The sequence below is a fragment of the Pseudomonas sp. BN102 genome, from assembly GCF_029871245.1.
In the GTDB taxonomy this organism is placed as follows: Bacteria; Pseudomonadota; Gammaproteobacteria; order Pseudomonadales; family Pseudomonadaceae; genus Metapseudomonas.
On sequence record NZ_SSON01000068.1, the window covers coordinates 124,863 to 138,936 of the forward strand.

Sequence of the window (14,074 nt, forward strand, 5' to 3'; positions counted from 1 at the left end):
TCAGTAGACCTTGGGCGCGCCTTCCGGGCGGGTCTTGAAGCGCCGGTGGGCCCAGAGGTACTGCTCGGGGCACTGGCGCACCGAGCTTTCCACCCACTGGTTGATGCGCAGGCAGTCGGCCTCCTCGCTCTCGCCGGGGAAGTCGGTCAACGGCGGGTGGACCACCAGCCGGTAGCCGGAGCCATCCTCCAGGCGGCGCTGGGTGAAGGGCAGCACCTGGGCACGGCCGAGACGGGCGAACTTGGTGGTAGCGGTGACTGTCGCGGCCTCGATGCCGAACAGCGGCGCGAACAGGCTTTGCTTCCGGCCATAGTCCTGGTCCGGCGCGTACCAGATGGCGCGGCCGGCGCGCAGCACCTTGAGCATGGCGCGCACGTCCTCGCGCTCGATGGCGGTGGCGTCCAGGTTGTGGCGCTCGCGGCCACGGCGCTGGATGAAATCGAACAGCGGATTCTTGTGCTCGCGGTACATGCCGTCGATCGTGTGCTCCTGGCCGAGCAGCGCGGCGCCTATCTCCAGGGTGGTGAAGTGCAGGGCCATGAGGATCACCCCCTGCCCTTGCGCCTGGGCGTTCTGCAGGTGCTCCAGCCCCTCTATGTGGGACAGGCGGGCCAGGCGCTCCTTGGGCCACCACCAGCTCATGGCCATCTCGAAGAAGGCGATACCGGTAGAGGCGAAGTTCTCCCGCAGCAACCGCTCGCGTTCGGCCCGGGACAATTCCGGAAAGCACAGCTCAAGGTTGCGCCGGGCGATCTTCCGCCGCGAACCGGCGACCCGAAGCATCAGCGCCCCCAGTACACGCCCAAGGCCGAGTTGCACCCGATAGGGCAGCAAGGTGATCAGCCAGAGCAGGCCCAGGCCCAGCCACAGCGCCCAGAAGCGCGGGTGGAAGAACATTGGGCGAAATTGAGGTCTATCCATCTCTGAATCCGCTTGAGCGAGAAAACCGCGCATTCTACTCGAAATGCGCCAACCCCTCCGGCTTGCTAGCGCCGGGCGATCTCGCTATAAGTCCTCGCCATTCACGATTGCAGGCAGACCATGAGCCAAGCTGACCTTCTCGACCAAGACCCCGTGTTCCAGCTCAAGGGCAGCATGCTCGCCATCACCGTGATGGAACTGGCGCACTACGACCTCGAACGCCTCGACCGGCAGCTGGACGAAAAAGTCGCCCAGGCGCCAAACTTTTTCCAGAACACACCGTTGGTCATGGCGCTGGACAAACTGCCGGACGGCGATCCCGGTCTCGACCTCCCCGCCCTGCTGGACATCTGCCGCCGCCATGGCCTGCGCACGCTGGCCATCCGCGCCAACCGCGCGGAGCACATAGCCGCCGCCGACGCCCTGGACATCCCCGTGCTGCCGCCCTCCGGCGCCCGCGAACGGCCGATCGACCCGGTGGAACCGGCGAAGAAGCCCGTCGAAAAGCCGGTGGAACCGCCGGAACCCAAGGTGCAACCGACCAAAGTCATCACCACCCCGGTGCGCGGCGGCCAACAGGTCTATGCTCCTGGCGGCGACCTGGTGGTGCTGGCCGCAGTCAGCCCCGGCGCGGAACTTCTCGCCGACGGCAATATCCATGTGTACGGTCCCATGCGCGGCCGTGCCCTGGCCGGCATCAAGGGCGACACCAAGGCGCGGATATTCTGCCGCCAACTGGCCGCCGAGCTGGTCTCGGTGGCCGGGCAATACAAGGTTGCCGACGATCTGCGGCGCGACCCGCTCTGGGGTCAGCAGGTACAAGTCAGCCTGTCGGGTGATGTGTTGAACATCACCCGTCTTTAACGGATACTGCCGCGAAATTTCAGGGAACTGAAAGGGAAGACGGACGGCTCGGATGAGCTGATAACTTCCCGATTTTCTTATCATTTGGGGTGAATCACCTTGGCCAAGATCCTCGTTGTTACGTCCGGCAAGGGTGGAGTGGGCAAAACCACCACCAGCGCCGCCCTCGGTACCGGTCTCGCACTGCGCGGTCACAAGACCGTCATCGTCGACTTCGACGTCGGCCTGCGTAACCTGGACCTGATCATGGGTTGCGAGCGCCGTGTGGTGTATGACTTCGTCAACGTCATCAATGGCGAAGCGTCCCTCACCCAGGCCCTGATCAAGGACAAGCGCCTTGAAAACCTCTACGTGCTGGCCGCCAGCCAGACCCGCGACAAGGACGCCCTGACCCTCGAAGGCGTCGGCAAGGTCATCGCCGAGCTCTCCCAGAACTTCGAATACGTGGTCTGCGACTCGCCGGCCGGTATCGAGAAGGGCGCCCACCTGGCCATGTACTACGCCGATGAAGCGATAGTCGTGACCAACCCGGAAGTTTCCTCCGTGCGTGACTCGGACCGCATGCTCGGCCTGCTGGCCAGCAAGTCGCGCCGCGCCGAAAAGGGCGAGGATCCGATCAAGGAACGCCTGCTGCTGACCCGCTACAACCCGGAGCGCGTGACCAAGGGCGAAATGCTCGGGGTCGAAGACGTCGAGGAAATCCTCGCCATCAACCTGCTCGGTGTCATTCCGGAATCCCAGGCGGTGCTCAAGGCCTCCAACCAGGGCATTCCGGTCATCCTCGACGACCAGAGCGACGCCGGCCAGGCGTACAGCGATGCCGTCGATCGTCTGCTCGGCAAGGAACTGCCCCACCGCTTCCTCGACGTGCAGAAGAAAGGACTCTTACAACGCCTGTTCGGAGGCCGTGAATGAACATTTTCGACTTCTTTCGCGAGCGGAAGAAGCAGAACAGCGCTTCGATCGCTAAGGAACGACTCCAGATCATCGTCGCCCACGAACGTGGTCAACGCAGCCAGCCGGACTACCTGCCGGCCCTGCAGAAGGAACTGGTGGACGTGATTCGCAAGTATGTCGACATCGACCAGGAGCAGGTCCAGGTCTTGCTGGAGGATCAGGGCAACTGCTCGATCCTCGAGTTGAACATTACCCTGCCCGATCGTTGATCGACGCAGTTGTGCAATGACGGCGGCCTTGGCCGCCGTCGGCGTTTCCGGAACCCCAATGCCGCTTTCCCAGATCGAATTCATTCATCAGGACGACGCCCTGCTGGTGGTCAACAAGCCCACCCTGTTGTTGTCCGTGCCCGGCCGCGCCGAGGACAACAAGGACTGCCTCATCACCCGCCTGCAGGAGAACGGTTACCCGGAGGCGCGCATCGTCCACCGGCTGGACTGGGAAACCTCCGGTCTGATCGTCCTGGCTCGCGACGCCGACAGTCACCGCGAACTGTCCCGCCAGTTCCACGACCGCGAGACCGAGAAGGCCTACACCGCCCTCTGCTGGGGCGAGCCGGAACTGGACAGCGGCCGCATCGAACTGCCGCTGCGCTACGACCCGCCGACCAAGCCGCGCCATGTGGTGGACTTCGAGCAGGGCCGCCATGCCCTGACGTTCTGGCGCGTGATCGAGCGTTGCGGCCACTACAGCCGGGTCGAGCTGACCCCCATCACCGGCCGCTCGCACCAGCTCCGCGTGCACATGCTGTCCATCGGCCATCCGCTGCTGGGCGACCGCCTGTACGCCAACCCAGAGGCCCTGGCTGCCCACGACCGCCTCTGCCTGCATGCGAGTCTGCTCTGCCTGAGCCATCCTCAGACGGGCGAGCGCCTGCGATTCGAGTGCCCGGCGCCGTTCTGACCTAGGCTCAAGGAAAAGCCGCTTAGTGTCATTTCGGGGAAATCATGAGCTTTACCGATTTCTATAACGCCACCGAGGGGCAACCCGCCCGCTTCACCCTGCTCACCGCCCTGGAGCTCTGGGACGGACCGCCCGGCCATGCGCTGGACCTGGGCTGCGGCGCGGGCCGCGACACCCTCGAACTGCTCCGGCGCGGCTGGCGGGTGCTGGCCGTGGATGCCGAACCCGAAGCCCTGGCCCGCCTCGAGGCCCAGCTCGACGAGGAGAAGCGCCTGCGGCTGCAAAGCCGCTGCTGCCGCTTCGAATCCATACCCCTGCCGCCGGCCAACCTGGTCAACTCCAGCTTTGCCCTGCCGCTCTGCCCACCCGCGGCCTTTCCCGGCCTGTGGCAGGCCATCTGCACCTCGCTGCCCGCTGGCGGCCTGTTCGCCGGCCACCTGCTCGGCGAACGGGACGACTGGGCCGACAACGGCATCACCATCCTGCGCCGCGCGCAACTGGAGGAACTGCTGTCCGGCTGGGAGGTGCTGATGCTGGAGGAGAAGGAAGAAGATGGCGTCACCGCCAAAGGCCGCAACAAGCACTGGCACCTGTTCTCCGTAGTGGCGCGGCGCATGGGCTAACCCCCATGTAGGAGCGAGCCTGCTCGCGAAGGATGGTGCGCGGCGTTCGCGAGCAAGCTCGCTCCTACGGCGGCTCCGGCCCCGACTATCGGCCCAGCAGCGAAAATTCACCGCCGCTCGCCCTCCTACTCCCCAAGCCCGATGGGATAAACTCCCGGCCACTGCTGTCCGGAGTCCCCCAATGCGCGAAGAGTTGAACCAGGGCCTGATCGATTTTCTCAAGGCCTCGCCCACCCCCTTCCACGCCACCCGCAGCCTGGCCAAGCGCCTGGAGGCTGCCGGTTATGTGCGCCTCGATGAACGCGAGGCCTGGCGAATCGAAAGCGGCGGGCGTTACTACGTCACCCGCAATGACTCCTCCATAGTCGCCATCAAGCTGGGCAAGCGCCCGGTACTGGAAGGCGGCCTGCGCCTGGTCGGCGCCCACACCGACAGCCCCTGCCTGCGCGTCAAGCCGAATCCCGAGCTACACAAGCAGGGTTTCTGGCAACTGGGCGTGGAAGTCTACGGCGGCGCCCTGCTGGCGCCCTGGTTCGACCGCGACCTGTCCCTGGCCGGCCGCGTCACCTACCGCGCCGCAGGCATGGTGGAAAGCCAGCTGGTGGACTTCCAGGCGCCCATCGCCGTGATCCCCAACCTGGCCATCCACCTCAACCGCGAAGCCAACCAGGGCTGGGCCATCAACGCCCAGACCGAGCTGCCACCCATCCTGGCGCAGCTGGCCGCCGGCGAGGCCCGCGACTTCCGCGACCTGCTGGCCGAGCAACTGACCCTTGAACACGGCGTGGTCGCCGATGCGGTGCTGGACTACGAACTGAGCTTCTACGACACGCAGAGCGCCGCAGTGATCGGCCTGGGCGGCGACTTCATCGCCGGTGCGCGCCTGGACAACCTGCTGTCCTGCTACGCCGGCCTGCAAGCGCTGCTGGCCGCCGAGGCCGACGAGAGCTGCGTGCTGGTCTGCACCGACCACGAAGAAGTGGGCTCCTGCTCCGCCTGTGGCGCCGACGGCCCGATGCTGGAGCAGATCCTGCGCCGCGTGCTGCCCGAAGGCGACGCCTTCGCCCGCGTCATCCAGCGCTCGCTGCTGGTTTCTGCCGACAACGCCCATGGCGTGCACCCCAACTACGCCGACAAGCACGACGGCAACCACGGCCCGAAACTCAACGCAGGCCCGGTGATCAAGGTCAACAGCAACCAGCGCTACGCCACCAGCAGCGAAACCGCCGGTTTCTTCCGGCACCTCTGCCTGGAAAACGAAGTACCGGTGCAAAGCTTCGTGACCCGCAGCGACATGGGTTGCGGCTCCACCATCGGCCCCATCACCGCGAGCCAGCTGGGGGTGCGCACCGTGGATATCGGCCTGCCCACCTTCGCCATGCACTCCATCCGGGAACTGGCCGGCAGCCACGACCTGGCGCATCTGGTGAAGGTGCTGGCCGCCTTCTACTCCAGCCACGACCTGCCCTGACCCACTCAACCCGAACAGGTAAGCCCGCATGCTCAGCCACATCCGCAACAGCCTGGAGGAAGCCAGGACCGCCCTGGACAACTTCATCGCCAACGAGCAAGCGCTGAAAAGCATCGAGCATGCGGCGCAACTCCTGGTCGAGAGCTTCGAGAACAAGGGCAAGGCCTTTTCCTGCGGCAACGGCGGCTCCATGTGCGACGCCATGCACTTCGCCGAGGAGCTGACCGGCCGCTACCGCAAGAATCGCCCCGGCGTCGCCGCCATCTCCATCAGCGATGCCAGCCATATCAGCTGCGTCGCCAATGACTTCGGCTACGACCATATTTTCTCCCGTTACATCGAATCCCATGGCCGTCCAGGGGACGTGCTGCTTGCCTTCAGCACCAGCGGCAAGAGCCCCAACGTGATCAAGGCCGCCGAAGCCGCCCGCGCCCTCGGCGTGAAAGTGGTGGCCCTCACCGGCAAGCCGGGTTCTGCCCTGGAAGCCCTGGCCGACGTGTGCATCTGCGCTCCCGGCGGCGACTTCGCCGACCGCGTGCAGGAGCTGCACATCAAGGTCGTGCATATCCTCATCGAGTTGGTCGAGCGCAAGCTGGCGCCGGAGAACTACGCCTGACGGCATGCCGTCGTAGGTTGGGCTGAGCGCAGCGAAGCCCAACATCCCGCTCCCTCCAGCTTCGTTGGGCTTCGCGTAGCTCAGCCACAACCTACGAGAATCCCCGCCCCGCTCCCAAAGGAAGAGGGGAGCAAAGCGACCTACTCCGGCACCTCCACGCTCACATGGATCGCATCGTGCCGCCAGAACTCCAGGTCGCAATCGATCAACCGGCCGTGCTGGTCGCGGTTGATACGGGTAACGCGCAGCGCCGGGCTGCCCGCTGAGACCTTCAGCGGCGCCGCCGCCTCCGGGTGCAACGCGGTGGGCACCATGTCGAAGCGCACCCGGCCATAGCGGATGCCGTACTCGCTGGCATAGAGCTCAGTGAGCGAACGGGTCAGGTCGAAGTCGATGATGCCGGGGAAGTACGCCGGGTTCAGGTAGTGCTCCACATAGAGCACCAGGCGCCCGTCCACGCGACGGGCACGGCGGATCTGGTAGACGCTGGACAGCGCCGGCAGCTCCAGCAGTTCGCAGATTTCCACGTTCGCCGGAATCAGCCTCGCCCCCAGCACCTCGGTGGCGGGCACCCTGCCCTGCTCGGCGACCATGGCATGGAAGTGACTGCGCACCAGCGGGTTGTAGGCGAGCCTCGGCGGCGAGACGAACCAGCCCCGGCGCTCCTCGCGGTAGATCAGCCCCTGGGCCTCCAGCTGCCCCAGCGCCTCGCGCAGGGTGATGCGGGTGGTTGCGAACAGTTCGCTCAGCTTGCGCTCGGCCGGTAACTTGCTGCCGTGGGGCAGCAGGCCGTGCGCGATCTGCTCCTGCAAGGCATTGCAGATGGCGGTCAGGGTGCGGGGCGCCTCGTCGCGCATCGAAAGACTCCAATCTGGAATAGACCAGCACCACCTGGGTGCGTCATGGCCGGGTTTGCCGGCCATCCTAGGCAGCCTAGATGACTGTGGGATGACAGTCAGGCACGCCTGCATGCGCCATGCCATCGCCAATAGCGACAGCCTCCCGAATCAGCCACTTAGCCATGGTCTACGCTTTTCAGGCGTCTGCCGCTGCCGGACCTGGTGGGGACCCTGAAATCAAACCGTCATCCAAGGCTTTTAGATTTGGCCTGGGTCTTGCTGATCTAGACCAACCTCCAAACCTGCTAAGGAGCTTCACATGAAACGCCTGTTGCTGGCTTCACTGATGGGAACGGCCATCGCCCTGGGAACCCAGGCCATGGCAAGCGACGCAGATCTGAAGAGTCTCGAACAAGCCGCCCGCAAGGAGGGCGCGGTGAACAGCGTGGGCATGCCCGACAGCTGGGCCAACTGGAAGGACACTTGGGTCGACCTCGGGAAACTGTACGGCCTCAAGCATGTCGACACCGACATGAGCTCGGCCCAGGAAATCGCCAAGTTCGCCGCCGAGAAGGACAACGCCACCGCCGACATCGGCGACGTCGGCGCGGCCTTCGGCCCCATCGCCGTGCAGCAGGGCGTAACCCAGCCCTACAAGCCCAGCACCTGGTCGCAGATCCCCGATTGGGCCAAGGATGCGGACGGCCACTGGATGCTGGCCTATACCGGCTCCATCGCCTTCATCGTCAACAAGCAGTTGGTGAAGGAAGCGCCCAAGTCCTGGGCCGACCTGAAGACCGGCAAGTACAAGGTTTCCATCGGTGACGTCAGCGCCGCCGCCCAGGCGGTCAACGGCGTGCTGGCGGCGGCCATTGCCAACGGCGGCAACGAGAAGAACATCCAGCCGGGTCTGGACTTCTTCGCCGAGATCGCCAAACAGGGACGCCTATCGTTGTCCAACCCGACCATCCAGACCCTGGAGAAGGGCGAAGTGGAAGTGGGTATCGTCTGGGACTTCAACGGCCTCTCCTATCGCGATCAGATCGACCCCAGCCGTTTCGACGTGCTGATTCCCTCCGACGGCTCGGTGATCTCCGGCTATACCACCATCATCAACAAGTACGCGAAGAACCCCAACGCCGCCAAGCTGGCCCGCGAGTACATCCTCAGCGACGCCGGCCAGATCAACCTGGCCAAGGGCAACGCCCGGCCGATCCGCGCCGAGCACCTGACCCTGCCGGCCGAGGTCAAGGCCAAGCTGCTGCCCAATGAGCAGTACGCCAAGGTCCAGCCGATCAAGGACGCCAAGGCCTGGGAGGAAACCTCGAAAGCCCTGCCACAGCAGTGGCAAGAACACGTGATCATCGAGATGGAATGATGAAGCGCCAAGTCATCCTCGTTCTGCTGGATGGCCTGAACTACGAGGTAGCCCGGCTTGCGCTGGGCCACCTGCAGGCCTACTGCGGGGCCGGCCGGGCCGCCCTGTACAAGCTCGAATGCGAGCTGCCGGCGCTGTCCCGCCCGCTCTACGAATGCATACTCACCGGCGTGCCGCCGATCGAGAGCGGCATCGTCCACAACGATGTCTCGCGCCTCTCCAAGGAGCGCAGCATCTTTCACTACGCCAGCACCGCCGGGCTCAAGACCGCAGCGGCCGCCTATCACTGGGTCAGCGAGCTCTACAACCGCTCGCCCTTCGACGCCGCCCGCGACCGCCACACCAACGCGCCGGAGCTGCCGATCCAGCACGGCCACTTCTACTACGCCGACCACTACCCGGATTCCCACCTCTTCGCCGACGCCGAGAGCCTGCGCGTGCGCCACAGCCCGGATTTGCTCCTGGTGCATCCGATGAACATCGACGACGCCGGCCACAAGCACGGCCTGAATTCGCCCCAGTACCGCAACAGCGCACGGAGCGCCGACATTCTCCTGGCCGAGTACCTGCAGCGCTGGCTGGACGCCGGCTACCAGGTGCTGGTGACCGCCGACCACGGCATGAATGAAGACCGCTCCCACAACGGCCTGCTGGCCGAGGAGCGCGAGGTGCCGCTGTTCGTATTGGGGGATGCCTTCAGTCTGGATTGCAGCGCGCAACCCAAGCAGACCGAACTCTGCGGCACCGTCTGCGAGCTGCTCGGGGTGCCTCACGACAAGACGTTCTGCCGGGAGCTGCTGAAGTGAATTCCGCCAATCGGGGCAAGTGGCTGGCGCTGCTCTGCTTGCTGCCCTTCGCCCTGTTCTTCATCGCCTTCCAGATCGCCCCGCTGGCCTGGGTGGCGATCCACAGCCTGAATACGCCGGATGGCTGGGGCCTGGGCAATTTCGCCAAGGCGTTCAGTTCGAAGTTCTACCTGCAGGCCATGAAGCACAGCCTGCAGATCGCCTTCTGGTCGAGCCTGTTCGGCATCGTCATCGCGGTGCTCGGCAGCTACTCGCTGCGCCAGGTGGATTCGAAGCTGCGCGACTTCGTCATGGCCTTTTCCAACATGACCAGCAACTTCGCCGGCGTGCCCCTGGCCTTCGCCTTCATCATCCTGCTCGGCTTCAACGGCACCCTGACCATCCTGCTCAAGCAGTCCGGCCTGATCGAGGATTTCAACCTTTACTCCAAGACCGGGCTGATCGTGCTCTACACCTATTTCCAGATTCCCCTCGGGGTGCTGCTGCTCTACCCGGCCTTCGACGCCCTGCGCGAGGACTGGCGCGAGTCCGCCGAGCTGCTCGGCGCCGGCACCTGGCAATACTGGCGACACATCGGCCTGCCGGTGCTGACCCCGGCCCTGCTGGGCACCTTCGTCATCCTGCTGGCCAACGCCCTGGGCGCCTACGCCACCGTCTACGCCCTGACCACCGGCAACTTCAACGTACTGACCATTCGCGTGGCCGCCATGGTCGCCGGCGACATCGCCCTCAACCCCAACCTGGCCAGCGCCCTGGCGATGATCCTGGTGGGCCTGATGGCATTGATCACGGTGGTGCATCAGTGGCTGTTGAAGAGGAGCTACCATGTCGCGCGCTGAAGCCAAGGCCGGCGGCCTCTACCACCGCATGGTGGTCTGGCTGCTGTTCCTGATCCTGCTGCTGCCGTTGGCCGGCACCCTGCTCTACTCGCTGTCAACCAGCTGGTCGGCGACCATCCTGCCGGACGGCCTGACCTTCAAGTGGTACCTGGCGCTGTGGAGCGATACACGCTTCCTCACCGCCTTCGGCCAGTCGCTGCTGGTGTGCTTCGGTGCCCTGGTGCTGTCGGTGGTGCTGATCCTGCCGCTGCTGTTCGTGGTGAACTACCACTTCCCGAAACTCGACGGCCTGATGAACATCCTCATCCTGCTGCCCTTCGCGGTGCCGCCGGTGGTGTCCTCGGTGGGGCTGCTGCAGATCTATGGCTCAGGGCCGCTGGCCATGGTGGGCACGCCCTGGATCCTGATCGGCTGCTTCTTCACCATCGCCCTGCCCTTCATGTACCGCGCCATCACCAACAACCTGCAGGCGATCAACCTGCGCGACCTGATGGACGCCGCCCAGCTGCTCGGCGCCAGCAGCTGGAAAGCGGCCTTCATGGTGGTCTTGCCCAACCTGCGCAAGGGGCTGATGGTGTCGCTGTTCCTGTCGTTCTCCTTCCTCTTCGGCGAGTTCGTCTTCGCCAACCTGCTGGTGGGCACCCGCTACGAGACCCTGCAGGTCTACCTGAACAACATGCGCAACAGCAGCGGCCACTTCAACAGCGCCCTGGTGATCTCCTACTTCTTCTTCGTATTGCTGTTCACCTGGGCAGCCAACCGTCTGAACAAGGACAAGGCATGAGTTTCCTCTCCATCCGCGGCCTGCACAAAAGCTATGGCCAGACCGCCATCTTCAGCGACATCCACTGCGAGATCGGCAAGGGCGAATTCGTCACCCTGCTCGGCCCCTCCGGCTGCGGCAAGTCCACCCTACTGCGCTGCATCGCCGGCCTGACCGAGGTCAATGGCGGGCAGATCCTGCTGGATGGCCAGGACCTGGTGCCGCTGTCACCGCAGAAACGCGGCATCGGCATGGTGTTCCAGAGCTACGCGCTGTTCCCCAACATGACGGTGCAGCAGAACGTCGCCTTCGGCCTGCGTATGCAGAAGGTTTCGGCCGATGACAGCCGCCGCCGGGTCAAGGACGTCCTGGCCATGGTGGAACTGCAGGACTTCGCCGGGCGCTACCCGCACCAGCTCTCCGGCGGCCAGTGCCAGCGCGTGGCCCTGGCCCGCTCGCTGGTCACCCGCCCGCGCCTGCTGCTGCTCGACGAGCCGCTGTCAGCGCTGGACGCGCGCATCCGCAAGCACCTGCGCGAGCAGATCCGCCACATCCAGCAGGAGCTGGGCCTGACCACCATCTTCGTCACCCACGACCAGGAGGAAGCCCTGACCCTGTCCGACCGCATCTTCCTAATGAACGCCGGGCGCATCGTCCAGAGCGGCGACGCGGAAACCCTCTACACGGCCCCTGTGGACGCCTTTGCCGCCGGCTTCATCGGCAACTACAACCTGCTCGACGCCGAGAGCGCCAGCCGCCTGCTGGAACGCCCGGTGAACGGCCGCATCGCCATCCGCCCGGAGGCCATTGCCTTGAGCCATGACGGCGGCATCGAGGCCGAGGTGCGCAGCCACAGCCTGCTGGGCAACGTGGTGCGCTACCGGGTCGAGGCCCGCGGCGTCGAACTGGTGGTGGACGTCCTCAACCGCTCCGCCGAAGATCTGCACCGCAAAGGCCAACGCATTGGCCTGCGCATAGATGATCATGCAATCCGGGAGGTGGCCTGATGGCCCTGGCAATCTTCGACCTTGACGACACCCTGATAGACGGCGACTGCGCCAGCCTGTGGAGCACACACATGGCCGTGCTGGGTTGGGTCGATGGGGAGTCCTTCATCAGCAAGGACCACGAACTCATGGCGCTCTACGCCGAAGGCAAGCTGGCGATGGAGGACTACATGGCCTTCAGCCTGTCGCCGCTGGTGGGGCGCACCGCCGAGGAAGTGGACTTCGTCGTCGGGCCCTTCGTCGAGGACGTCATCGAACCCCTGATCCACTCCGATGCCATGCGCTGCCTGGCGCAACACCGCGCCGCCGGCGACCGCATCCTGATCATCTCCGCCTCGGCGCACTTCCTGGTCAGCGCCATCGCCGAGCGCCTGGGCGTGGAGGAAGTGTTGGCCATCGACCTGGACGAACAGCACGATTGCTACAGCGGCCGCACCCGCGGTGTGCTCACCTACCGCGAAGGCAAGGTTACCCGGCTGAATGCCTGGCTGCAGGAGCAGAACGAAAGCCTCGAGGGCGCCTACTTCTACTCCGATTCACGCAACGACCTGCCCCTGCTGTCGCAAGTGGCCAACCCCCATGTGGTCAACCCCGACCCGGCGCTGCGCGCCCATGCCGAAGAATCCGGCTGGCCGATCCTCGGCTGGCGCTGAGGCCCGCAAGCGTAGGTTGTGGCTGAGCCATGCGAAGCCCAACAGGGGAGGCACCCGTGAATCGTTGGGCTTCGCTGCGCTCAGCCCAACCTACAAGAGCCATCGGCCCTGGCACTTCCCTGTAGGGGCGAATTCATTCGCCAAGCCGGCCGCAGGCCTGCCCAAAGGCCCTTACAACAAGGTCAGGGTGTAGCTCAGGATCAGCCGGTTCTCGTCCTGGTCGCGCGCCACGTCGCTGCGCAGCGCCGCGTTGCGCCAGGAGACGCCCAGGCCCTTCAGCGGGCCGCCCTGCAGCACGTAGTCGAGGCGCAAATCGCGCTCCCACTCGCCCTGGTCATCGCCCTGGGTCTCGATGTTCGTCCCCTTGAGGTAGGTCGCCTGGGCCTTCAGCCCCGGCACGCCGAGCTTGGCGAAGTCGAAGCCGTACTCGGCCACCCAGGTGCGCTCGCCGGCGCTGAGGAACTTGCCGATCTGGCGGTCGGTGATCAGGTAGGCGGTGGCGCCGTCGCCCTGGTTGAGGAAGGGGAAGGCGCTGTCGCCGGAGAGCTGCTGGTAGCCCAGGCTCGCCGCGTGGCCGGCCAGGCTGTAGGTGAACAGGGCGCTCCAGGTGCGGTTGTCGACTTCACCGCGGTGCGGGTCGTTGGCCGCCCAGTTGCCGCTGCTGACGAAGCCTTCGCGACGCCCGGCGGCGCTGGCGTTCTGGCCATCCGAATCGCTGTAGAAGTAGCGCAGGTCGGACTTCAACGCGCCCACCGGCAGCGCCCAGGTGTGGGTCAGGCCGAAGAAGTGCTGCTGGTAGAAGTCTTCCAGGTTGCCGTAGTAGTACTGCGCGAGCAGGGCGTCGCTGACCTTGTAGTCGCCGCCGGCGAAGTAGAAGGTGTTGACGAACTGGCCGCTGCGGGCGTTGTTCGCACCGGCGATGGACAGGCCGCGGGCGTCGCTGGAGTTGCGTCCCTTGGCGTGTTCCAGCTGGCCGCCGACCAGGGTCAGCCCGGCGATCTCGTTGGAGGTGACCTGCCCGCCCTCGAAGGTCTGCGGCAGCAGGCGGCCGTCGTTGTAGGTCACCACCGGCAGCTTCGGCAGCAGGGTGCCGAGGCGCGCTTCGGTCTTGGAGAAGCGCAGCTTGCCGGTCACCCCGAGGCTGCCGAAGTCGTCCTTGGCGCGGCCGTCGTTGTCGGTGGGGAACACGGTGCCGCCGTAGTTGGCACTGGTCGGGTTGAAGTGGCGGCCCTTGCCGGAATCCAGCTTGACGCCGAGCAGGCCGAGGGCGTCGACGCCAACGCCGACCGTGCCCGCGGTGAAGCCGGAGGCGTAGTTGAACAGGAAGCCCTGGCCCCACTCCTCCTGCTTGGAGGGCGCGGCGGTGCCTTCGCGGTTGTCCGAGTTGATGTAGAAGTTGCGCAGGGTCAGGCTGGCCTTGCTGTCTTCGAGGAA

General features: G+C 65.3%; 16 protein-coding genes. 13 read left to right on the plus strand and 3 right to left on the minus strand.

Going from position 1 to position 14,074, the window contains the following annotated elements; genetic code table 11:
• Positions 1-921, minus strand: coding sequence for a lipid A biosynthesis lauroyl acyltransferase (locus tag E8F12_RS15885; RefSeq protein ID WP_280326201.1), 921 nt, complete (start codon positions 919-921; stop codon positions 1-3).
• Positions 922-1,041: 120 nt separating this feature from the next.
• Between E8F12_RS15885 and minC the strand changes: the two genes are divergently transcribed.
• The 7 genes from minC (at position 1,042) to lpcA (ending at position 6,355) form a co-directional block, all read left to right on the plus strand.
• Entirely contained in the window at positions 1,042-1,785 is a 744-nt protein-coding gene (gene minC, locus E8F12_RS15890) for a septum site-determining protein MinC (protein ID WP_280326202.1), read from the plus strand.
• Positions 1,786-1,884: 99 nt separating this feature from the next.
• Positions 1,885-2,700 (plus strand): septum site-determining protein MinD, encoded by an 816-nt coding sequence (gene minD / locus E8F12_RS15895; protein ID WP_280292441.1) that lies wholly within the window; start codon positions 1,885-1,887, stop codon positions 2,698-2,700.
• Positions 2,697-2,951 (plus strand): cell division topological specificity factor MinE, encoded by a 255-nt coding sequence (gene minE, locus E8F12_RS15900; RefSeq protein WP_280292442.1) that lies wholly within the window; start codon positions 2,697-2,699, stop codon positions 2,949-2,951. Before minD ends, minE begins: the two co-directional genes overlap by 4 nt.
• Positions 2,952-3,009: 58 nt before the next feature.
• Complete coding sequence (locus E8F12_RS15905) at positions 3,010-3,645, plus strand: RluA family pseudouridine synthase (protein WP_280292443.1); 636 nt, start codon at positions 3,010-3,012, stop codon at positions 3,643-3,645.
• 44 nt (positions 3,646-3,689) lie between these two features.
• The gene (locus E8F12_RS15910; protein ID WP_280326203.1) at positions 3,690-4,268 is read left to right on the plus strand and encodes a class I SAM-dependent methyltransferase; all 579 of its coding nucleotides are present in this window, start codon (positions 3,690-3,692) and stop codon (positions 4,266-4,268) included.
• 181 nt (positions 4,269-4,449) lie between these two features.
• Complete coding sequence (locus tag E8F12_RS15915; RefSeq protein WP_280326204.1) at positions 4,450-5,739, plus strand: M18 family aminopeptidase; 1,290 nt, start codon at positions 4,450-4,452, stop codon at positions 5,737-5,739.
• Positions 5,740-5,767: 28 nt separating this feature from the next.
• Positions 5,768-6,355, plus strand: coding sequence for a D-sedoheptulose 7-phosphate isomerase (gene lpcA, locus E8F12_RS15920; protein WP_280326205.1), 588 nt, complete (start codon positions 5,768-5,770; stop codon positions 6,353-6,355).
• A gap of 140 nt (positions 6,356-6,495) precedes the next feature.
• Here the strand turns inward: lpcA and E8F12_RS15925 are convergent, their stop codons facing one another.
• On the minus strand, positions 6,496-7,212 hold the full coding sequence (locus E8F12_RS15925; RefSeq protein ID WP_280326206.1) for a UTRA domain-containing protein: 717 nt from the start codon (positions 7,210-7,212) through the stop codon (positions 6,496-6,498).
• A 301-nt stretch (positions 7,213-7,513) separates the two neighbouring features.
• On the opposite strand from E8F12_RS15925, the gene E8F12_RS15930 reads away from it, so the two are divergent.
• The 6 genes from E8F12_RS15930 to E8F12_RS15955 are packed head-to-tail and all read left to right on the plus strand — an operon-like array spanning position 7,514 to position 12,640.
• A complete protein-coding gene (locus E8F12_RS15930; protein ID WP_280326207.1) occupies positions 7,514-8,572 on the plus strand; it encodes an ABC transporter substrate-binding protein in 1,059 nt (352 codons plus the stop codon).
• Positions 8,572-9,378, plus strand: coding sequence for an alkaline phosphatase family protein (locus E8F12_RS15935; RefSeq protein WP_280326216.1), 807 nt, complete (start codon positions 8,572-8,574; stop codon positions 9,376-9,378). The genes E8F12_RS15930 and E8F12_RS15935 overlap by 1 nt, the downstream gene beginning before the upstream one ends.
• Positions 9,375-10,217 (plus strand): ABC transporter permease subunit, encoded by an 843-nt coding sequence (locus E8F12_RS15940; protein ID WP_280326208.1) that lies wholly within the window; start codon positions 9,375-9,377, stop codon positions 10,215-10,217. Before E8F12_RS15935 ends, E8F12_RS15940 begins: the two co-directional genes overlap by 4 nt.
• Positions 10,204-11,001, plus strand: a complete 798-nt coding sequence (locus E8F12_RS15945; RefSeq protein ID WP_280326209.1) for an ABC transporter permease — start codon at positions 10,204-10,206, stop codon at positions 10,999-11,001. The genes E8F12_RS15940 and E8F12_RS15945 overlap by 14 nt, the downstream gene beginning before the upstream one ends.
• Positions 10,998-11,987, plus strand: a complete 990-nt coding sequence (locus E8F12_RS15950) for an ABC transporter ATP-binding protein (protein WP_280326210.1) — start codon at positions 10,998-11,000, stop codon at positions 11,985-11,987. Before E8F12_RS15945 ends, E8F12_RS15950 begins: the two co-directional genes overlap by 4 nt.
• Positions 11,987-12,640: an HAD-IB family hydrolase gene (locus E8F12_RS15955; protein WP_280326211.1), complete on the plus strand. Its 654-nt coding sequence runs from the start codon at positions 11,987-11,989 to the stop codon at positions 12,638-12,640. The genes E8F12_RS15950 and E8F12_RS15955 overlap by 1 nt, the downstream gene beginning before the upstream one ends.
• A 171-nt stretch (positions 12,641-12,811) precedes the next feature.
• Here E8F12_RS15955 and E8F12_RS15960 read toward each other — a convergent pair.
• A partial coding sequence (locus E8F12_RS15960) for an OprD family porin (RefSeq protein WP_280324171.1) occupies positions 12,812-14,074 on the minus strand: 1,263 nt, incomplete at its 5' end.

Excerpts from the sequence above, each read along its gene's own strand:
- minC (WP_280326202.1), top strand. The coding sequence starts at position 1,042 with ATGAGCCAAGCTGACCTTCTCGACCAAGACCCCGTGTTCCAGCTCAAG.
- E8F12_RS15905 (WP_280292443.1), top strand. The coding sequence starts at position 3,010 with ATGCCGCTTTCCCAGATCGAATTCATTCATCAGGACGACGCCCTGCTG.
- E8F12_RS15910 (WP_280326203.1), top strand. The coding sequence starts at position 3,690 with ATGAGCTTTACCGATTTCTATAACGCCACCGAGGGGCAACCCGCCCGC.
- E8F12_RS15955 (WP_280326211.1), top strand. The coding sequence starts at position 11,987 with ATGGCCCTGGCAATCTTCGACCTTGACGACACCCTGATAGACGGCGAC.
- E8F12_RS15885 (WP_280326201.1), bottom strand. The coding sequence starts at position 921 with ATGGATAGACCTCAATTTCGCCCAATGTTCTTCCACCCGCGCTTCTGG.
- E8F12_RS15935 (WP_280326216.1), top strand. The coding sequence starts at position 8,572 with ATGAAGCGCCAAGTCATCCTCGTTCTGCTGGATGGCCTGAACTACGAG.
- lpcA (WP_280326205.1), top strand. The coding sequence starts at position 5,768 with ATGCTCAGCCACATCCGCAACAGCCTGGAGGAAGCCAGGACCGCCCTG.
- minE (WP_280292442.1), top strand. The coding sequence starts at position 2,697 with ATGAACATTTTCGACTTCTTTCGCGAGCGGAAGAAGCAGAACAGCGCT.
- E8F12_RS15930 (WP_280326207.1), top strand. The coding sequence starts at position 7,514 with ATGAAACGCCTGTTGCTGGCTTCACTGATGGGAACGGCCATCGCCCTG.
- E8F12_RS15950 (WP_280326210.1), top strand. The coding sequence starts at position 10,998 with ATGAGTTTCCTCTCCATCCGCGGCCTGCACAAAAGCTATGGCCAGACC.
- E8F12_RS15925 (WP_280326206.1), bottom strand. The coding sequence starts at position 7,212 with ATGCGCGACGAGGCGCCCCGCACCCTGACCGCCATCTGCAATGCCTTG.
- E8F12_RS15915 (WP_280326204.1), top strand. The coding sequence starts at position 4,450 with ATGCGCGAAGAGTTGAACCAGGGCCTGATCGATTTTCTCAAGGCCTCG.
- E8F12_RS15945 (WP_280326209.1), top strand. The coding sequence starts at position 10,204 with ATGTCGCGCGCTGAAGCCAAGGCCGGCGGCCTCTACCACCGCATGGTG.